The sequence below is a fragment of the Pseudomonas sp. HOU2 genome, from assembly GCF_040729435.1.
Taxonomy (GTDB): domain Bacteria; phylum Pseudomonadota; class Gammaproteobacteria; order Pseudomonadales; family Pseudomonadaceae; genus Aquipseudomonas.
Genome location: NZ_CP160398.1, coordinates 2,770,086 through 2,787,202 on the forward strand (window position 1 = coordinate 2,770,086; position 17,117 = coordinate 2,787,202).

Genomic DNA, 17,117 nt, shown 5'->3' on the forward strand with positions numbered 1-17,117 from the left:
GGGATCACATTTCAACTGTAGGAGCTGCCGCAGGCTGCGATCTTTTGACTTTCATGAAACTAAAAAAAGCCCCGATACAAGCCGTGACAGGATCGGGGCAGAGGGTACTGTTGAGGAGCTGCCAGTCGAGGGTGACCAAACCGTCGTGTAGCGAGCTGAGTCCAGTGTGCCCACTCCCCAGGGCGGTCAGTTAGCCGAAAACGACCTGTTCATAGCCGTCGCAGCCACTGCGACAAATCGCCCTTGCCGTCCCTCCGCATGCCTACCAGAATCGAGCCACGACCTCCGTTACCGAAGAAGGATGCGCGCCATGATGTACGCCGATTTGATCGATCAGGAAGACCTGTTGGGCCAGCTCAAGGCATTGGGGTTTCAGGTGCCGAGCGGCTCCACAGCGGAGCAGGCCTGCGAGTGTGCGGTACGTGGTCTGGACAATGTTCGCGCGTTTGAACTGCGCAAGATGGTCAAGGACATGTACACCAGCGGCGCCAGTATCCAGCCTGCGGTGCGCCAGGCGATCGACAAGCAGTTGTTGCCGGCGTTGGCGGATTACCAGCAAAGCCACAGCGCCTGACAAGTAACTGTGGCGAGGGAGCTTGCTCCCGCTGGGCCGCGAAGCGGCCCCAAACCGGCAGATGCACTGTTCCAGATAAATCGCATTCGCAGGTTTAACGAGCGCTTCGCGCTCGAGCGGGAGCAAGCTCCCTCGCCACAAAAACTTTCCGGTCTACAACCTTACGCTGGCAAACGTCGACTCATTACGCGCCTGACTCAACGCCGACATCGGCCCCGACAGCGGCGACATCACGATCGCCTGCGGCAGCGGCAGCATCGCCACTTGCTGGGTGGTGTTGGAGCCTACGCGTTCGTCACGCGGCGGAATGCCGAAGTATTCGCGGTAGCACTTGGAGAAGTGCGGCGTCGAGACGAAACCACACACCGACGCGACTTCGATGATCGACATCGGCGTCTGCTTGAGCAGCTGCCGCGCGCGGATCAGGCGCAGCTTGAGGTAGTAGCGCGACGGCGAGCAGTGCAGGTATTTCTGGAACAGCCGCTCCAGCTGTCGACGCGACACGGCGACGTACACTGCCAGTTCGTCGAGGTCGATCGGCTCTTCGAGGTTGGCTTCCATCAGCGCAACGATTTCCTGCAGCTTCGGCTGGTTGGTGCCGAGCATGTGCTTGAGCGGCACGCGCTGGTGATCCTGCTCGTTGCGGATGCGTTCGTAGACAAACATTTCCGAGATCGCGGCAGACAGCTCACGACCATGATCGCGGCTGATCAGGTGCAGCATCATGTCCAGCGGCGCGGTGCCACCGGAGCTGGTGAAACGGTTACGGTCGAGGGTGAACAGGCGCGTGCTCATGGCCACGCGCGGAAAGGCTTCCTGCATCGCTGCCAGACATTCCCAGTGCACGCTGCAATCGAAACCGTCGAGCAGCCCGGCGCACGCCAAAGCCCAGCTGCCGGTGCACACGGCGCCGAGACGCTTGGACTGACGCGCCTGGCTTTGCAGCCATGACACGTGTTCACGGGTCACGGTGCGTTGAATACCAATACCGCCGCAGACGATCACGGTGTCCAGCGGCGGGGCTTTGTGCATGGAGGCGTCAGGGGTGATTTGCAGACCGTCACTGGCCCACACCTGGCCGCCATCGACGGTGAGAGTGCTCCAGCGATACAACTCGCGACCGGACAATTGGTTGGCCATGCGCAGGGGTTCGACTGCGGAGGCCAGGGAAATCAGCGTGAAATTGTCCAGCAGCAGAAAGCCGATGGATTGAGGCGCACGGTTCTGGGGTTGGGCCCCGGAGTTGAACGACGTCATCGCGGTATCTCCTCACACAAAGCGGGTGATGGCCTCAGGCGGAGGCTCTTGTTATTGCCGGCGTTCTCGCGTGGGAGACGGGCTTTGTTATGACAGAGCAATTGCCATGCCTAAAATTGAATGGCTGTTCAATAACTCCTGAAAACGACGTCGCGACGTGTCTATTCAAGACGTCGGACACAGGGTGTTTCGAAGTGCCATCAGCGGCGTCGAGAGCCCTGCCCCGCTGCCTGTGAGCAGATCGGTAGCACTTGTGGGAACAGGCTTGCGCGGGGTTGTTTCAGAGTGTCACCGCAAGCACGGGTGACGGACGGTAGGCAACGCGAAGGGTGCGCTGTGGGAGGGAAACACTCTTGTCTGATTGCGACGCGCTAAAAGGTGGCGTGATTTGATTAGCGTGTGCACTTGGTGAGCAGTTTTGACTGGTCTGCTCATATTCCCAGGGAGGGTTACAGGTTCTTGTGGCGAGGGAGCTTGCTCCCGCTGGACTGCGAAGCAGGCCCAAACCAGACTTCGCGGTCCCTCAGTTGAAACGCACCAAGCTGATTGCGACTGCTGCGCAGCCGAGCGGGAGCAAGCTCCCTCGCCACAGAAAAATGTCTCAGCACTCAACGGCGCTAACCGCCAGACCACCCCGCGAGGTCTCTTTATATTTGTCATGCATATCGGCGCCGGTATCACGCATGGTGCGGATCACCCGGTCCAGCGAGATGAAGTGCTGACCATCGCCGCGTAGGGCCATCTGCGCCGCGTTGATCGCCTTCACAGCGGCAATTGCGTTGCGCTCGATGCACGGCACCTGCACCAGACCGCCGACCGGATCGCAGGTCAGACCAAGGTTATGTTCCAGGCCGATTTCCGCCGCGTTGCACAGTTGCTCCGGTGTCGCGCCCAAGATCTCCGCCAGACCCGCTGCCGCCATCGCGCAGGCCGAGCCGACTTCGCCCTGGCAGCCAACTTCGGCACCGGAGATCGAGGCGTTCTTCTTGCACAGAATCCCCACCGCTGCCGCACCCAAAAAGTAGTCGACGACGTTGGCGTCGGTGACTGCTTCGCTGAACTTCATAAAATAGTGCAACACCGCCGGAATGATCCCTGCCGCGCCATTGGTCGGTGCGGTGACCATGCGCCCACCCGCCGCGTTTTCTTCGTTGACCGCGAGGGCAAACAGATTGACCCACTCCATGGCACTGAGGGTCGAGCCGATCACATTGGGCTTGTTCAACTCCTGCAGGCTGCGATGCAACTTGGCCGCGCGCCGGCGCACATTGAGACCGCCGGGAAGGATGCCTTCGTGCTTGAGGCCCTGCTCCACGCAATCCTGCATCGCCCGCCACAGCTTCATCAGTCCGGCGCGGATTTCCTCTTCGCTGCGCCAGACCTTTTCGTTGGCCATCATCAGTTCGGCGACACGCAGGTTGTTCTTTTGGCACAGCTGCAGCAGTTCCACCGCGCTGGAAAAGTCATAAGGCAATTCGGTGCGATCCAGATCGACCACGCCGCTGGACGCCTGCGCCTGATCCACCACAAAACCGCCACCGACCGAATAGTAAGTGTCGCGATGAATCTCGCCGTGATCGCCTTCGGCAACCAGAGTCATGGCGTTGGGATGGAACGGCAGGTTTTCGTCGATCAGGCGCATGTCGCGGGCCCAGACAAACGGCACCGACAGACGACCATCCAATAACAGCGTGTGAGTTTCGCGCAGCGCCTGAATGCGCGGGCCGATCTGCGACGGGTCGATTGCGTCCGGCCACTCGCCCATCAAGCCCATGATCACTGCATTGTCGCTGCCGTGGCCGATACCGGTAGCCGACAGCGAGCCGAACAGTTGCACTTCTATACGCCGTACCTGCTCCAGCAGGTGCCGGTCGCGTAGCGCTTCGACAAACAGGGCGGCGGCGCGCATCGGGCCGACGGTGTGGGAACTGGACGGGCCGATGCCGATTTTGAACAGGTCGAAAACGCTGATAGCCATTGCTGCAGAGCTCCTGAGGATGCCGTTCCCGGGCGTTAAGCGCCCGCTGGCGGAGCTGCTACGCTCAAGCTGCGATCCGCCGGAATGCCCGCATCATCAGGCTTTTGTCAGGTCGCTCGGCGTCTGACACCGACGCACTCATGCCCACCAACGCCGTGCCGGTTTCCTCCCGTGTTTTCGCCGTTTTTATGCGGTTCAGATGGCCAAACGGGGCGGAAAAAAGCTGTAAACGACGTCACTGACACTGGATGCGACCATCCCTGTACTGGATACGACCCACCCTGTAGGCGTCAGATTTTCACTGGTACATGATCGTTATGACTCGATTGCAAGGCGCCGTGGTAGAGCTGTCTCCAGAACGCCATCCAACCGCAACCTATAAGTGCGGTGGTCCACAGTCGGAACACTGCCAAAAAAAACACCAAGGAGTCCATCCATGAAAGGTTCCCCGTCGTTGTTGTTGGCCGCCATGCTGAGTCTGCCGTTACTGGCTCAAGCCGCAGAACCGGCGCAGTGCAGTACCGTGAATTTCTCCGATGTCGGCTGGACCGACATCACCGCCACCACCGCCACCACGTCGGTGGTGCTCGACGCCCTCGGCTACAAGACCAAGACCACCATGATTTCCGTGCCGGTGACCTACAAGTCGCTGGCCGACGGCAAGAACATGGACGTGTTCCTCGGCAACTGGATGCCGACCATGGAAAACGACATCAAGGCCTACCGCGATGCCGGCACCGTGGAAACCGTGCGCACCAACCTCAAGGGCGCCAAGTACACCCTCGCCGTGCCGCAAGCCTTGTATGACAAGGGTCTGCATGACTTCGCCGACATTGCCAAATTCAAGAAGGAACTCGACGGCAAGATCTACGGCATCGAGCCTGGCAACGACGGCAACCGCCTGATCCAGAGCATGATCGACAAGAACGCCTTCGGTCTCAAGGACGCCGGTTTCAAGGTCGTCGAATCGTCCGAGGCGGGCATGCTCTCGCAGGTTGATCGCGCGCAGAAACGCGACACCGCCGTGGTCTTCCTCGGCTGGGCGCCGCACCCGATGAACAAGCGCTTCAAGATCCAATACCTGACCGGCGGCGATGACTTCTTCGGCCCCGACTTCGGTGCCGCCACCGTGGCGACCAACACCCGCAAGGGCTACTCCACCGAATGCAGCAACGTCGGTCAGTTGCTGAAAAACCTGGAGTTCAATGTCGACATGGAAAGCGAGCTGATGGGCAACATCCTCGACGACAAGATGAAGCCTGAAGCGGCCGCCAAGGCCTGGCTGAAAAAGAATCCACAGGTGCTCGATACCTGGCTCGCTGGCGTGACCACCATTGACGGTAAACCTGGCCTGGAAGCCGTGAAAGCCAAGCTCGCACAGTAATTGCCTTACGCCGGGCGAGTTCGCTCGCCCGGGCTGTTTATTCCTTGCATGCGGACGTTCACTACCATGCTGATTGATCAGAAAATCCCTTTAGGCCAGTACATCGCGGGCTTCGTCGAATGGTTGACGCAACACGGCGCCAGCACCTTCGACGCAATCGCCGTGACCCTGGAAACGATGATCCACGGCGTGACGTTTGCGCTGACCTGGTTCAATCCTTTCGTCTTGATCGGCCTCATCGCCCTGCTCGCGCATTTCATCCAGCGCAAATGGGGGCTGACTGTTTTTGTGATTGCCTCGTTCCTGCTGATCCTCAATCTGGGGTACTGGCAGGAAACCATGGAAACCCTCGCCCAGGTCATGTTCGCGACCCTGGTCTGCGTGGTCATCGGCGTGCCGTTGGGCATCGTCGCCGCGCACAAGCCGATGTTCTACACTTTGATGAGGCCGGTACTCGATCTGATGCAGACCGTACCGACCTTCGTTTACCTCATTCCGACCCTGACCCTCTTCGGGCTGGGTGTGGTGCCGGGCCTGATCTCCACGGTGGTGTTCGCCATCGCTGCGCCGATCCGCCTGACCTACCTGGGCATCCGCGATGTCCCGCAAGAACTGATGGACGCCGGCAAAGCCTTCGGCTGCTCGCGTCGCCAATTGCTCTCACGGATCGAACTGCCTCACGCCATGCCGAGCATCGCTGCCGGCATCACCCAGTGCATCATGCTGTCGCTGTCGATGGTGGTGATCGCGGCACTGGTGGGCGCCGACGGACTCGGCAAACCGGTGGTCAACGCACTGAACACTGCTGATATCGCCCTGGGCTTCGAAGCAGGCCTGGCGATCGTACTGCTGGCGATCATGCTCGACCGTATCTGCAAACAACCCGACGCCAAAGTAGGGGGTGACGCATGAGCATAATTCGCTTCGAAGACGTCGACGTAATCTTCTCCAAGGATCCACGCGAGGCACTCAAGCTGCTGGATCAGGGCATGACGCGCAACGAGATCCTGAAAAAGACCGGGCAGATCGTTGGCGTGGAAAAGGCCAGTCTGGACATCAATAAGGGCGAGATCTGTGTACTGATGGGCTTGTCCGGCTCCGGCAAGTCGAGCCTGCTGCGCTGCATCAACGGCCTCAACACCGTGAGCCGCGGCAAGCTGTTCGTCGAGCACGAAGGCAAGCAGATCGACATCGCTTCCTGCACCCCGGCCGAACTGAAAATGATGCGCACCAAACGCATCGCCATGGTGTTCCAGAAGTTCGCCCTGATGCCGTGGCTGACGGTGCGCGAGAACATCAGTTTCGGTCTGGAGATGCAGGGTCGCCCGGAGAAGGAACGGCGCAAACTGGTGGACGACAAGCTTGAACTGGTGGGCCTGACCCAGTGGCGCAACAAGAAACCCGATGAACTCTCCGGCGGCATGCAGCAGCGTGTGGGCCTGGCGCGGGCGCTGGCGATGGACGCGGACATTCTGCTGATGGACGAACCGTTCTCGGCACTCGACCCGCTGATCCGCCAAGGCCTGCAGGACGAACTGCTGGAACTGCAACGCAAGCTGAGCAAGACCATCGTGTTTGTCAGTCACGACCTCGACGAGGCGCTGAAACTGGGTAGCCGCATCGCGATCATGAAGGACGGCCGGATCATCCAGTACAGCGTGCCGGAAGAGATCGTGCTCAACCCCGCGGACGACTATGTGCGCACCTTCGTGGCCCACACCAACCCGCTCAACGTGCTCTGCGGTCGCAGCCTGATGCGCACGCTGGACAACTGCAAACGCATCAACGGTTCGGTGTGCCTCGACCCGGGTGGCGATTCGTGGCTGGACCTGGCTGAAGGCAACACGATCAAGGGTGCGCGGCAGAACGGTTCGGTGCTGAACCTGCAGAACTGGGCACCGGGCCAAGCGGTGGAAGCGCTGGAGCGCAAGCCGACCCTGGTGGACTCGAACATCGGCATGCGCGACGCGCTGCAGATTCGCTACCAGACCGGCAACAAACTGGTGCTGCACGACAACAACCATGTGGTGGGGATTCTTGGCGACAGCGAGCTGTATCACGCGTTGCTGGGCAAGAACCTGGGGTAAACACCCCGGACACGAAAACGCCGCGAGAGGATCGCGGCGTTTTTGTTGGTACAGAAATTGACATGAGACATGGACAACTGTGGCGAGGGAGCTTGCTCCCGCTTGAGTGCGCAGCACTCACAAATTCCTGGGGTCGCTTCGCAACCCAGCGGGAGCAAGCTCCCTCGCCACAACAGCTTCACCATTAACTCAAGGGTTAGCTATACACCCGGCCAAGGAGTTGCCGATGGCTTTCAAACTGATCGAGCACATCGCGTGTGATCTGATCCTGCGTGAAGCCCATCAGGTCGTAATCCTGGCTGCCGTTGTGCAGATACACCTCGGCGCGGTAGTAACGCTGGCGCGCTTCATCGGACTGGGCCGATTCGGTCGGGGTCGCCAGGTAGCCGTCCAGGCTCACTTCGTAGACGAAAGGGTTGCCCTCTTCCATCTCGACGCGCACGCCCATGCAGCGCTTGGATTTGCCCAGCAGCGTCTGCACTTCCAGACCCTGTGCACGCAGCTGCGCAGCAGCGTCGTCCAGTGCCGGGGTCACGTGTTTGTCCATGAAGCGTTGCACCACCGATTGGCTCGGTTGCAGGTCCAGTTGCGTCAGACGCTCGCTGAAACCACGACGACCGCGTTCAGCCAGTTGCGCCTGCTCCTGTTCGATGTGCACGTCCTGACGCATCGCCTTGTGCAGGCCGAACATGAAGCAGATCAACACCACCGAGAACGGCAGACCGGCCAGCACCACCATGGTCTGCATGGCTTCGAAGTTACCGGCAAACAGCAGACCGATGGTCACCAGGGTGATCACCACCGACCAGAAGATCCGCAGCCAGTGCGGCGCATCTTCATCAACGTTGCCGCCCTTGCAGGACAGATTCGCCATCATCACCGCGCCGGAGTCGGCCGGGGTCAGGAACAGCACGAAACCGACGAAGATCGACACACCGATGACGACTTTCGACGCCGGGTAGTGTTCCAGCAACTGGTAGATCGCCATAGATGGCTGTTCCAGCGCCGTCTTGCCGAGTTCCACCGCGCCCTGGTTCATCACCAGATCCAGTGCCGAGTTACCGAAGATCGACAGCCATGCCAGGGTAAAACCCAGCGGGATCAGCAGCACGCCAGCGACCAGTTCACGCACGGTACGACCACGGGAAATACGCGCAATGAACATGCCGACGAATGGTGCCCAGGAAATCCACCACGCCCAGTAGAACAGGGTCCACAGGCCCAGCCAGCGGTCGGACTTGGCGCTGTCGCCTTCATAGACGTACAGGTCAAAGGTCTTCAGTACCACGCCGTTGAGGTAGTCGCCGATGTTCTGCACGAAGCCGTTGAGCAAGTGCAAAGTCGGGCCGAACAGCAGAACGAAAATCAGCAGACCGCTGAACAGCACGATGTTCAGGTTGGACAGACGACGAATGCCGTTTTCCACACCGGACACGGCAGCGATGGTCGCCACGGTGCTCATCACGATGATCACGATCAGCAGGTTGGTGTTGCTGTGCTCCATGCCGAACAGGTTTTCCAGGCCCGAGGACACTTGCAGCGAGCCGATCCCCAGGTTGGTCACCAGACCCAGCAGGGTCACGAACATGCCAAAACCATCCACTGCGTGACCGGCCGCGCCTTTGACCCAACGTTCGCCCACCAGCGGATACAGCGCCGAGCGCAGGGCCAATGGCTGGTTATGACGGTAAGCGAAGTACGCCACGGCCAGACCGACCAGCGCATAGATAGCCCAGCCGTGCAGGCCCCAGTGCAGGAAGGTCAGCTGTACAGCCTGACGTGCCGCCATGTTGGTAGCGGACGCGCCTTCCGGCGGATTGAAGTAGTGATCCAGCGGCTCGGAGGCGCCGAAGTACAGCAGCGAAATACCGATACCCGACGAGAACAACATCCCCGCCCAGGCGCCGTAACTGAAATCCGGAGTGTCGTCCTTGCTGCCCAGTTTGAGTTTGCCGTAGGAGGAAAACGCCAGCCCCACCACAAACACCAGGTAGGCGGCGATCACTACCATGTAGTACCAGCCGAAGCTGCGCGACAACCAGGCCTGAGCCATACCCAACATTCTGCCGGCCTCTTGCGGGGCGATGATCAGAATGGCGGTCAACAACAGAATCAACGCGGTAGAGGTGTAAAACACCCAACCGTTGACCGTCACCTTCTCGGGCGGGGTCTTTATAAGAGAGGCAGAACTCATGGCACAAATGCTCCAGGCAGTGCGAGAGAAGAACACAAGGCAACACGGAACCCGACCAATCGGTTAGTTGGCAGCCGACCGGCGGGTGATATAAAGACACCCCGAAAAAAGCCCGAACTTGCCGAAATGGCGTTGCGAATCGCTTTCGTGGCCAAAGCTGTGCGGACGTTCATCCGAAACCTGGCCCCGAGCGTCTTGCCCATTCAACACGTCCATCGAACAGAGAACCGCGCCATGCTCCACGCAGGTTTCAAGCATTTTCGGATGTCGTTTTATCGCCATTTACAAGCAGAAATAATCTGTAGGCAGCGACGATTTGTCGCAGATCTTATTCTTTGTTGATTGAACGTTCAATCAAAACAAAATAGACTGGCCCTCAATCCGATAGGCGTTTATCGCCCGTCGGAAGGCCTAAGGAGATGTGCAAGATGCCCAAGGTCGGTATGCAACCCATCCGCCGCCAACAACTGATCGAAGCCACGTTGCAAGCGGTCGATCAGGTCGGAATGGGGGACGCCAGCATTGCGCTGATCGCCCGTTTGGCCGGTGTCTCGAATGGCATCATCAGTCACTATTTTCAGGACAAGAATGGCCTGATCGCCGCCACGATGCGGTATCTGATGACCGCCCTCAGCGAGAGCGTCACCGCGCGCCGTCAGGCGCTGGCAGACAGCAGCCCACGGGCGCATCTGCAGGTGATCATCGAAGGCAACTTCGACGCCAGCCAGGTCAATGGCCCGGCAATGAAAACCTGGCTGGCCTTCTGGGCCACCAGCATGCACCAGCCGTCTTTGCACAGGTTGCAGCGGATCAACGATCACCGTCTGTATTCCAACCTGTGCTGCGAGTTCCGCCGTGTGTTGCCGCTCGAAGATGCGCGCAGCGCCGCGCGTGGACTGGCAGCGTTGATCGACGGCTTGTGGTTGCGCGGCGCGCTGTCGGGAGACGCTTTCGACACGGCGCAGGCGCAACAGATCGCTTACGAATACATGGATTTCCAATTGGCCAAGCAGGTGAGCCAGAGCACACAGAAAACGCTCGGTACCTGAACCGCCACCGCAGTTTCAGCGCGGTGGTCGACGCCAACCACTAATGCACTTGCGAGGACACTATGGCCCGTTTCGAACTGCAAAAACTCTACATCGATGGCGCGTACTCCGACGCTGGCAGCGATGCCACCTTCGAAGCCATCAACCCGGCGAACGGTGAAGTCCTCGCCCAAGTGCAACGTGCGACCAAGGAAGACGTCGAGCGCGCCGTGGTCAGCGCTGAAAAGGGCCAGAAAATCTGGGCCGCGATGACCGCCATGGAGCGTTCGCGCATCCTGCGTCGCGCCGTCGACATCCTGCGCGAGCGCAACGATGAGCTGGCTGCTCTGGAAACCCTGGACACCGGTAAAGCCTTCTCCGAAACCAAATACGTCGACATCGTCACCGGCGCCGACGTGCTGGAATACTACGCAGGCCTGGTGCCGGCGATCGAAGGCGAGCAGATTCCGCTGCGCGACACTTCCTTCGTCTACACCCGTCGCGAGCCGCTGGGCGTGGTCGCCGGTATCGGCGCGTGGAACTACCCGATCCAGATCGCGCTGTGGAAATCCGCACCGGCCCTGGCCGCCGGTAACGCGATGATCTTCAAGCCAAGCGAAGTCACCTCGCTGACCACCCTGAAACTGGCCGAGATCTACACCGAAGCCGGCCTGCCAAACGGCGTGTTCAACGTGTTGACCGGCAGCGGCCGTGAAGTCGGCACCTGGCTGACCGAGCACCCGCGCATCGAGAAAGTCTCCTTCACCGGCGGCACCGACACCGGCAAGAAAGTCATGGCCAGCGCTTCGGCTTCGTCGCTCAAAGACGTGACCATGGAACTGGGCGGCAAGTCGCCGCTGATCATCTGCGACGACGCCGACCTGGATCGTGCCGCCGACACCGCGATGATGGCCAACTTCTACAGCTCCGGTCAGGTTTGCACCAACGGTACTCGCGTATTCGTACCAAGCCACCTGAAAGCCGCTTTCGAAGCCAAGATCGTCGAGCGCGTCGCGCGCATCCGCATCGGCAACCCGGAAGACGAGAACACCAACTTCGGCCCGCTGGTCAGCTTCCCGCACATGGAAAGCGTGCTGGGTTACATCGCCAAAGGTAAAGAAGAAGGTGCCCGCGTACTGTGCGGCGGCGAGCGTCTGACCGACGGCGAATTCGCCAAAGGCGCATTCGTTGCACCGACCGTGTTCACCGATTGCACCGACGAGATGACCATCGTTCGTGAAGAAATCTTTGGCCCGGTGATGGCGATCCTCTCCTACGAGACCGAAGAAGAAGTGATCCGCCGCGCCAACGACACCGACTTCGGCCTGGCCGCCGGTATCGTCACCAAAGACCTGAACCGCGCGCACCGCGTGATTCATCAACTGGAAGCCGGTATCTGCTGGATCAACGCCTGGGGCGAGTCCGACGCGAAGATGCCGGTTGGCGGTTACAAGCAGTCGGGCGTGGGTCGTGAAAACGGCATCAGCTCGCTGGCCAACTACACACGCATCAAATCGGTACAGGTCGAGCTGGGCGATTACGTCTCGGTGTTCTGATCTGACGCAGAGTCTGGATGGGGCCTTTGTGGCGAGGGGATTCATCCCCGATGGGCTGCGAAGCAGCCCCCATCCAGACCCTGCAACTCTCCAGACAGAACTCATTCGCTGGCTTTACGACTGCTGCGCAGCCGGTCGGGGATAAATCCCCTCACCACAGGGGATTTTCTCCTTACCACAGGTTTTGCAGTGTTCCGGCGATCTTGACCTGACCACATCTAAAGAGGGTGCATTCAATGTCCCAAGAATTCGATTACATCATCATCGGTGCCGGCTCGGCCGGTAACACCCTGGCGACCCGTCTGACTGAAGACGAAGGCGTCACCGTTCTGCTGCTCGAAGCAGGCGGCCCGGACTACCGTTTTGACTTCCGCACGCAAATGCCGGCTGCACTGGCATTCCCGCTGCAAGGTCGTCGCTACAACTGGGCGTACGAAACCGATCCGGAGCCACACATGGACGGCCGCCGGATGGAATGCGGTCGCGGCAAAGGCCTCGGCGGCTCCTCGCTGATCAACGGCATGTGCTACATCCGTGGCAACGCGATGGACTACGACGGCTGGGCGAAGCTGCCAGGCCTGGAAGACTGGTCGTACCTCGACTGCCTGCCGTACTTCCGTAAAGCGGAAACCCGCGACATCGGCCCGAACGACTACCACGGTGGCGACGGCCCGGTCAGCGTGACCACGCCGAAGGCGGGCAACAACCCGCTGTTCCACGCCATGGTTGAAGCCGGCGTGCAGGCCGGTTACCCGCGCACCGAAGACTTGAACGGCTACCAGCAGGAAGGCTTCGGCCCGATGGACCGCACCGTGACGCCGAACGGCCGTCGTGCTTCCACCGCCCGTGGCTACCTCGACGTCGCGAAAAAGCGCTCGACCCTGACCATCGTCACCCACGCCCTGACCGACAAGATTCTGTTCGAAGGCAAGCGTGCGGTCGGCGTGCGTTACCTGGTCGGTTCGGCGGAAGAGCGCGTTGAAGCCAAAGCGCGCAAGGAAGTCCTGCTGTGCTCCGGCGCCATCGCTTCGCCGCAGATTCTGCAGCGCTCCGGTGTCGGCCCGGCAAAACTGCTGGAAAGCCTCGACATCCCGGTCGTCCATGATCTGCCGGGCGTCGGTGAAAACCTGCAGGATCACCTCGAGCTGTACCTGCAATACGCCTGCACCCAACCGGTTTCCCTGTACCCGTCGCTGCTCTGGTACAACCAGCCGGCCATCGGTGCCGAGTGGCTGTTCAACGGCACCGGCATCGGCGCCAGCAACCAGTTCGAAGCCGGCGGTTTCATTCGTTCGCGTCCGGAATTCGAGTGGCCGAACATCCAGTACCACTTCCTGCCGGTAGCGATTAACTACAACGGCAGCAACGGTGTGAAAGAGCACGGCTTCCAGGCGCACATGGGTTCCATGCGTTCGCCGAGTCGCGGCCGCATCCAGCTGAAGTCCAAGGATCCGCGTCAGCACCCGAGCATCCTGTTCAACTACATGGCCACCGAGCAGGACTGGCAGGAATTCCGTGACGGCATCCGCCTGACCCGCGAAATCATGCAACAGCCGGCACTGGACGCCTTCCGTGGCCGCGAAATCAGCCCGGGCATCGAGGTGCAAACCGATGAGCAGCTGGACAAGTTCATCCGCGAACACGCCGAAACCGCGTTCCACCCGTCCTGCTCGTGCAAGATGGGCACCGACGAGATGGCCGTAGTCGATGGCGAAGGTCGCGTGCACGGCATGCAGAGCCTGCGTGTGGTCGATGCTTCGATCATGCCGATCATCACCACCGGCAACCTGAACGCGCCGACGATCATGATCGCCGAGAAAATCGCCGACAAGATCCGTGGCCGCAAGCCACTGCCGCGTAGCACCGCTGACTACTACGTGGCTGGCGGTGCGCCGGTGAAGGGCAAGCCGATGCGTGATATCACGCCTGTTGCCCAGTAAGACTTGATACCGCGTCACGGCTAATCGCTGGCAAGCCAGCTCCCACAGGGTTTTGCGTCGTTCACAGATATTGTGGTCACCGAGAAACCTGTGGGAGTCTGGCTTGCCAGCGATGAGGCCCTGCAAATCAGCCCCCCCTCCCCTGCTGCACAGTAAATCCTCCTACACCCCCTCTTCACTTGATCCTACCCCCACGCAGGCCTACTCTAGACCTCGCGCAATCGTTTCACCCCTCCCCGCCGAATCGCTTCACCCCGCAACTCCATAACAAGGAGGTTCCCGAATGTTTGATTTCCACCCCCAGCTCAAGCAGCGCTTCGCTGCCTTGCGCACGGGCGCCGAGTTTTTTTCCCTGCGGTATGTACGCGAGTCCGGCCAGTATCTGTCGGTGCGCAAGAACGTCGCCGAGCCGCCAAGCCTGAGCCGCGACGAAGGCGCGATGCTCACTGTGCGGGTCAACGGTGTCGAGGCTTACGCCGCCACCAATGATCTGTCGCAGCAAGGCCTGCAAGCCGCCCTTGAGCGCGCCGAACAGCAGGCCCGGCGCCTCAAGCCGCACGCCTTGCTCGACCTGCGCGACCAGCCGGTGTCGAGCGATCGCGCTGATTACTTTTCGCCCAATCTCGAGCAACCCTTCCCGTCCCTGAGCGAATGCTTCGAGCTGCTCGGCGCGGAGTCCGCCTCGGTGCCAAAGGATGAGCGCCTGGTGAACTGGGAAGCGAGCATCGGCATCACCCACGTCGAGCAGATCTACCTGAGCAGCGCCGGCGCCGAATTGCGCCAGGCCCAGCGCTTCGTCTATCCGGGCCTCGACGTCACCGCCTACGACGGCAACGACAGCCAGACCCGCTCCCTCGGTCGCGAGAACTTCGGCCAGCAGGGCGGCGCGGACGTGATCAGCCGTTGCGGCCTGGTCGGCGCCGGCCCGAAAGTGGCCGATCAGGCCCTGCAATTGCTGCTCGCGCCGAACACCCCGCAAGGCCCGCGCGATCTGTTGCTGATGCCTGACCAGATGATGCTGCAGATCCACGAGTCCATCGGCCACCCGCTGGAGCTCGACCGGATCCTCGGTGACGAGCGCAATTACGCCGGCACCAGTTTCGTCAAAACCAGTGACTTCGGCCGCCTGCAATACGGTTCGAAGCTGCTCAACGTGACCTTCGATCCGGACATTCCCGAAGAGCTGGCCAGCTACGGCCACGATGACGACGGCAGCAAGGCCAGCAAACAATTCCTGATTCGCGAAGGCTTGCTGCTGCGGCCACTGGGTGGCGCGCTGTCGCAGTTCCGCGCCGGTCTCGACGGGGTTGCCAACAGCCGCGCCTGCGGCTGGAACCGGCCACCGATCGACCGCATGGCCAACCTCAACATCGAGCCGGGCGATCAGTCGCTGACGCAACTGATCAGCGGCATCGAGCATGGCATTCTGATGAGCACCAACCGTTCGTGGTCGATTGACGATGCGCGCAACAAATTCCAGTTCGGTTGCGAGTGGGGTCAGTTGATCGAAAACGGTGAACTCAAGGGTGTGGTGAAAAATCCGAATTACCGAGGCATTTCCGCGCACTTCTGGAAGAGTCTGCGCGCGGTGGGCGATGCCGGCACCCGGATGGTGCTGGGCACGCCAAACTGCGGCAAGGGCGAGCCGAACCAGGTGATCCGCGTCGGCCACGCTTCGCCGGCCTGCGTATTCAGCAACGTTGATGTGTTTGGGGGAGACGCCTGATGAGCATTTCGAAGAGTCAGTCCGACGCCTTCAAGGTCATGGTCAATTGGCTGCGCGACAGTGTGCGCGAGCCGGAACAATTCACCCTCAGCTATGCCGCCGAATCCTCGGCGTTCGTGCGTTTCAATCACGCCAAGGTGCGTCAGGCCGGTCAGGTGCAGCAGGCCGACGTCGGACTGAAACTGATCAATGACGGGCGCCACGCCGACCTGCACATCACCCTGTCCGGTGATCAGGAAGCCGATCTGCAACGCCTCGCCGAAGGCCTGCAACAACTGCGCGAAACCCTGCCGCTGCTGCCACAGGATCCATACCTGCTGCTCAATCACAACGGCTGGCAGAGCAACAACGTGCAGGCCCATCCGCTGCCGGACACCGAGCAGGTGGTCGAGGAAATCTGCACCGCTGCTGAAGGTCTGGATCTGGTCGGCTTTTATGCTGCCGGCCCGATCAGCCGCGGTTTCGCCAGCTCCTCGGGGGCGTTCGGCTGGCATCAGGCCAACAGTTTCAACTTCGACTTCAGCCTGTTCCACGACAATGGCGAAGCAGTAAAGGCCAGCTACGCCGGACACGAATGGAGCAGCGAAGGCTTCGCCCGCCGCTTCCAGCAGGCGCGCGAGCAACTGGCGTTTCTCGGTCGACCGTTGCGGACTCTGGCACCGGGGCAATACCGCGCCTACCTGGCGCCGGCCGCGCTGGAAGAAATCATGGGCATGCTCAGCTGGGGCGGTTTCTCGGCGCAGTCGATTGCCAGTAAAAGCAGCCCCCTGCAGAAGCTGTATGTCGGCGATCAGACGTTCAGTCCGCTGGTCTCGCTGGATGAGCAAGTCAGCGGTTCGTTGAGCCCGGCGTTCTCCGGCGAGGGTTATCCGCGCAGCGATCTGCGGCTGATCGTCGAAGGCAAAGCCGGTGAGCAACTGGTCGGTTCGCGCAGTGCCGCCGAATACGGCCTGACCGCCAATGGCGCCAGCGGCGGTGAAATGCCGAGTGCACTGAACATGGCGGCCGGTGATCTGTCACAGGCAGAGATCCTCAAGCAGTTGGGCACCGGGCTGTACATCAGCAACCTCTGGTACCTGAACTACTCGGATCAACCGGCGGCGCGCCTGACCGGCATGACTCGCTTCGCAACTTTCTGGGTCGAGAACGGCGAGATTCAGGCGCCGGTCAGCACCATGCGCTTCGACGACAGCGCCTACAGCCTGCTGGGTTCGCAGCTGGAAGCATTGACCGCCGAGCGCGAGTTGCTGCTGTCGGCGAGCACGTATAGTCAGCGCAATACGTCGTCGGCGTTGCTGCCGGGGGCGCTGGTGAGCCGACTGACCTTGACCCTGTAAACGCAAACCTCCAGCACACCTTGGAATCAAGTACTGGAGTAAACCCTGTGGCGAGG

The 17,117-nt window shown here is 60.7% G+C and carries 12 protein-coding genes; 9 read left to right on the plus strand and 3 right to left on the minus strand.

The genetic code is table 11. The features are described from left to right. The first annotated feature begins 310 nt into the window (after positions 1-310). The gene (locus ABV589_RS12505) at positions 311-574 is read left to right on the plus strand and encodes a hypothetical protein (RefSeq protein WP_007962640.1); all 264 of its coding nucleotides are present in this window, start codon (positions 311-313) and stop codon (positions 572-574) included. 153 nt (positions 575-727) lie between these two features. Here ABV589_RS12505 and ABV589_RS12510 read toward each other — a convergent pair whose 3' ends face one another. Both ABV589_RS12510 and ABV589_RS12515 read right to left on the minus strand, forming a co-directional pair. Then, positions 728-1,831, minus strand: coding sequence for a GlxA family transcriptional regulator (locus tag ABV589_RS12510; RefSeq protein WP_007949927.1), 1,104 nt, complete (start codon positions 1,829-1,831; stop codon positions 728-730). 601 nt (positions 1,832-2,432) lie between these two features. Continuing rightward, positions 2,433-3,809, minus strand: a complete 1,377-nt coding sequence (locus tag ABV589_RS12515; protein ID WP_007962642.1) for an L-serine ammonia-lyase — start codon at positions 3,807-3,809, stop codon at positions 2,433-2,435. A gap of 436 nt (positions 3,810-4,245) precedes the next feature. Here ABV589_RS12515 and ABV589_RS12520 point away from each other — a divergent pair, with 436 nt between their 5' ends. From ABV589_RS12520 to choV, 3 genes are all read left to right on the plus strand, one after another. Continuing rightward, positions 4,246-5,193: a choline ABC transporter substrate-binding protein gene (locus ABV589_RS12520; RefSeq protein WP_007962644.1), complete on the plus strand. Its 948-nt coding sequence runs from the start codon at positions 4,246-4,248 to the stop codon at positions 5,191-5,193. Positions 5,194-5,259: 66 nt separating this feature from the next. Continuing rightward, positions 5,260-6,105, plus strand: coding sequence for a choline ABC transporter permease subunit (gene choW / locus ABV589_RS12525; RefSeq protein WP_007962645.1), 846 nt, complete (start codon positions 5,260-5,262; stop codon positions 6,103-6,105). Continuing rightward, positions 6,102-7,280, plus strand: coding sequence for a choline ABC transporter ATP-binding protein (gene choV / locus ABV589_RS12530; protein ID WP_064589581.1), 1,179 nt, complete (start codon positions 6,102-6,104; stop codon positions 7,278-7,280). The genes choW and choV overlap by 4 nt, the downstream gene beginning before the upstream one ends. A gap of 196 nt (positions 7,281-7,476) precedes the next feature. On the opposite strand, the gene ABV589_RS12535 is transcribed toward choV, so the two are convergent. After that, positions 7,477-9,417 carry a BCCT family transporter gene (locus ABV589_RS12535; protein ID WP_367086194.1) on the minus strand — a complete coding sequence of 647 codons (1,941 nt, stop codon included), beginning with the start codon at positions 9,415-9,417 and terminating at the stop codon, positions 7,477-7,479. Between the two features lie 485 nt (positions 9,418-9,902). Between ABV589_RS12535 and betI the strand changes: the two genes are divergently transcribed. From betI to ABV589_RS12560, 5 genes are all read left to right on the plus strand, one after another. Continuing rightward, positions 9,903-10,523 (plus strand): transcriptional regulator BetI, encoded by a 621-nt coding sequence (gene betI / locus ABV589_RS12540; protein WP_367086032.1) that lies wholly within the window; start codon positions 9,903-9,905, stop codon positions 10,521-10,523. 62 nt (positions 10,524-10,585) lie between these two features. Continuing rightward, positions 10,586-12,058, plus strand: a complete 1,473-nt coding sequence (gene betB / locus ABV589_RS12545; protein WP_367086033.1) for a betaine-aldehyde dehydrogenase — start codon at positions 10,586-10,588, stop codon at positions 12,056-12,058. Positions 12,059-12,294: 236 nt separating this feature from the next. Next, a complete protein-coding gene (betA, locus tag ABV589_RS12550; protein ID WP_367086034.1) occupies positions 12,295-13,998 on the plus strand; it encodes a choline dehydrogenase in 1,704 nt (567 codons plus the stop codon). Positions 13,999-14,281: 283 nt separating this feature from the next. Then, on the plus strand, positions 14,282-15,724 hold the full coding sequence (locus tag ABV589_RS12555; RefSeq protein WP_367086035.1) for a TldD/PmbA family protein: 1,443 nt from the start codon (positions 14,282-14,284) through the stop codon (positions 15,722-15,724). Next, positions 15,724-17,061 carry a TldD/PmbA family protein gene (locus ABV589_RS12560; protein WP_367086036.1) on the plus strand — a complete coding sequence of 446 codons (1,338 nt, stop codon included), beginning with the start codon at positions 15,724-15,726 and terminating at the stop codon, positions 17,059-17,061. The genes ABV589_RS12555 and ABV589_RS12560 overlap by 1 nt, the downstream gene beginning before the upstream one ends. The last annotated feature ends 56 nt before the right edge of the window (positions 17,062-17,117 follow it).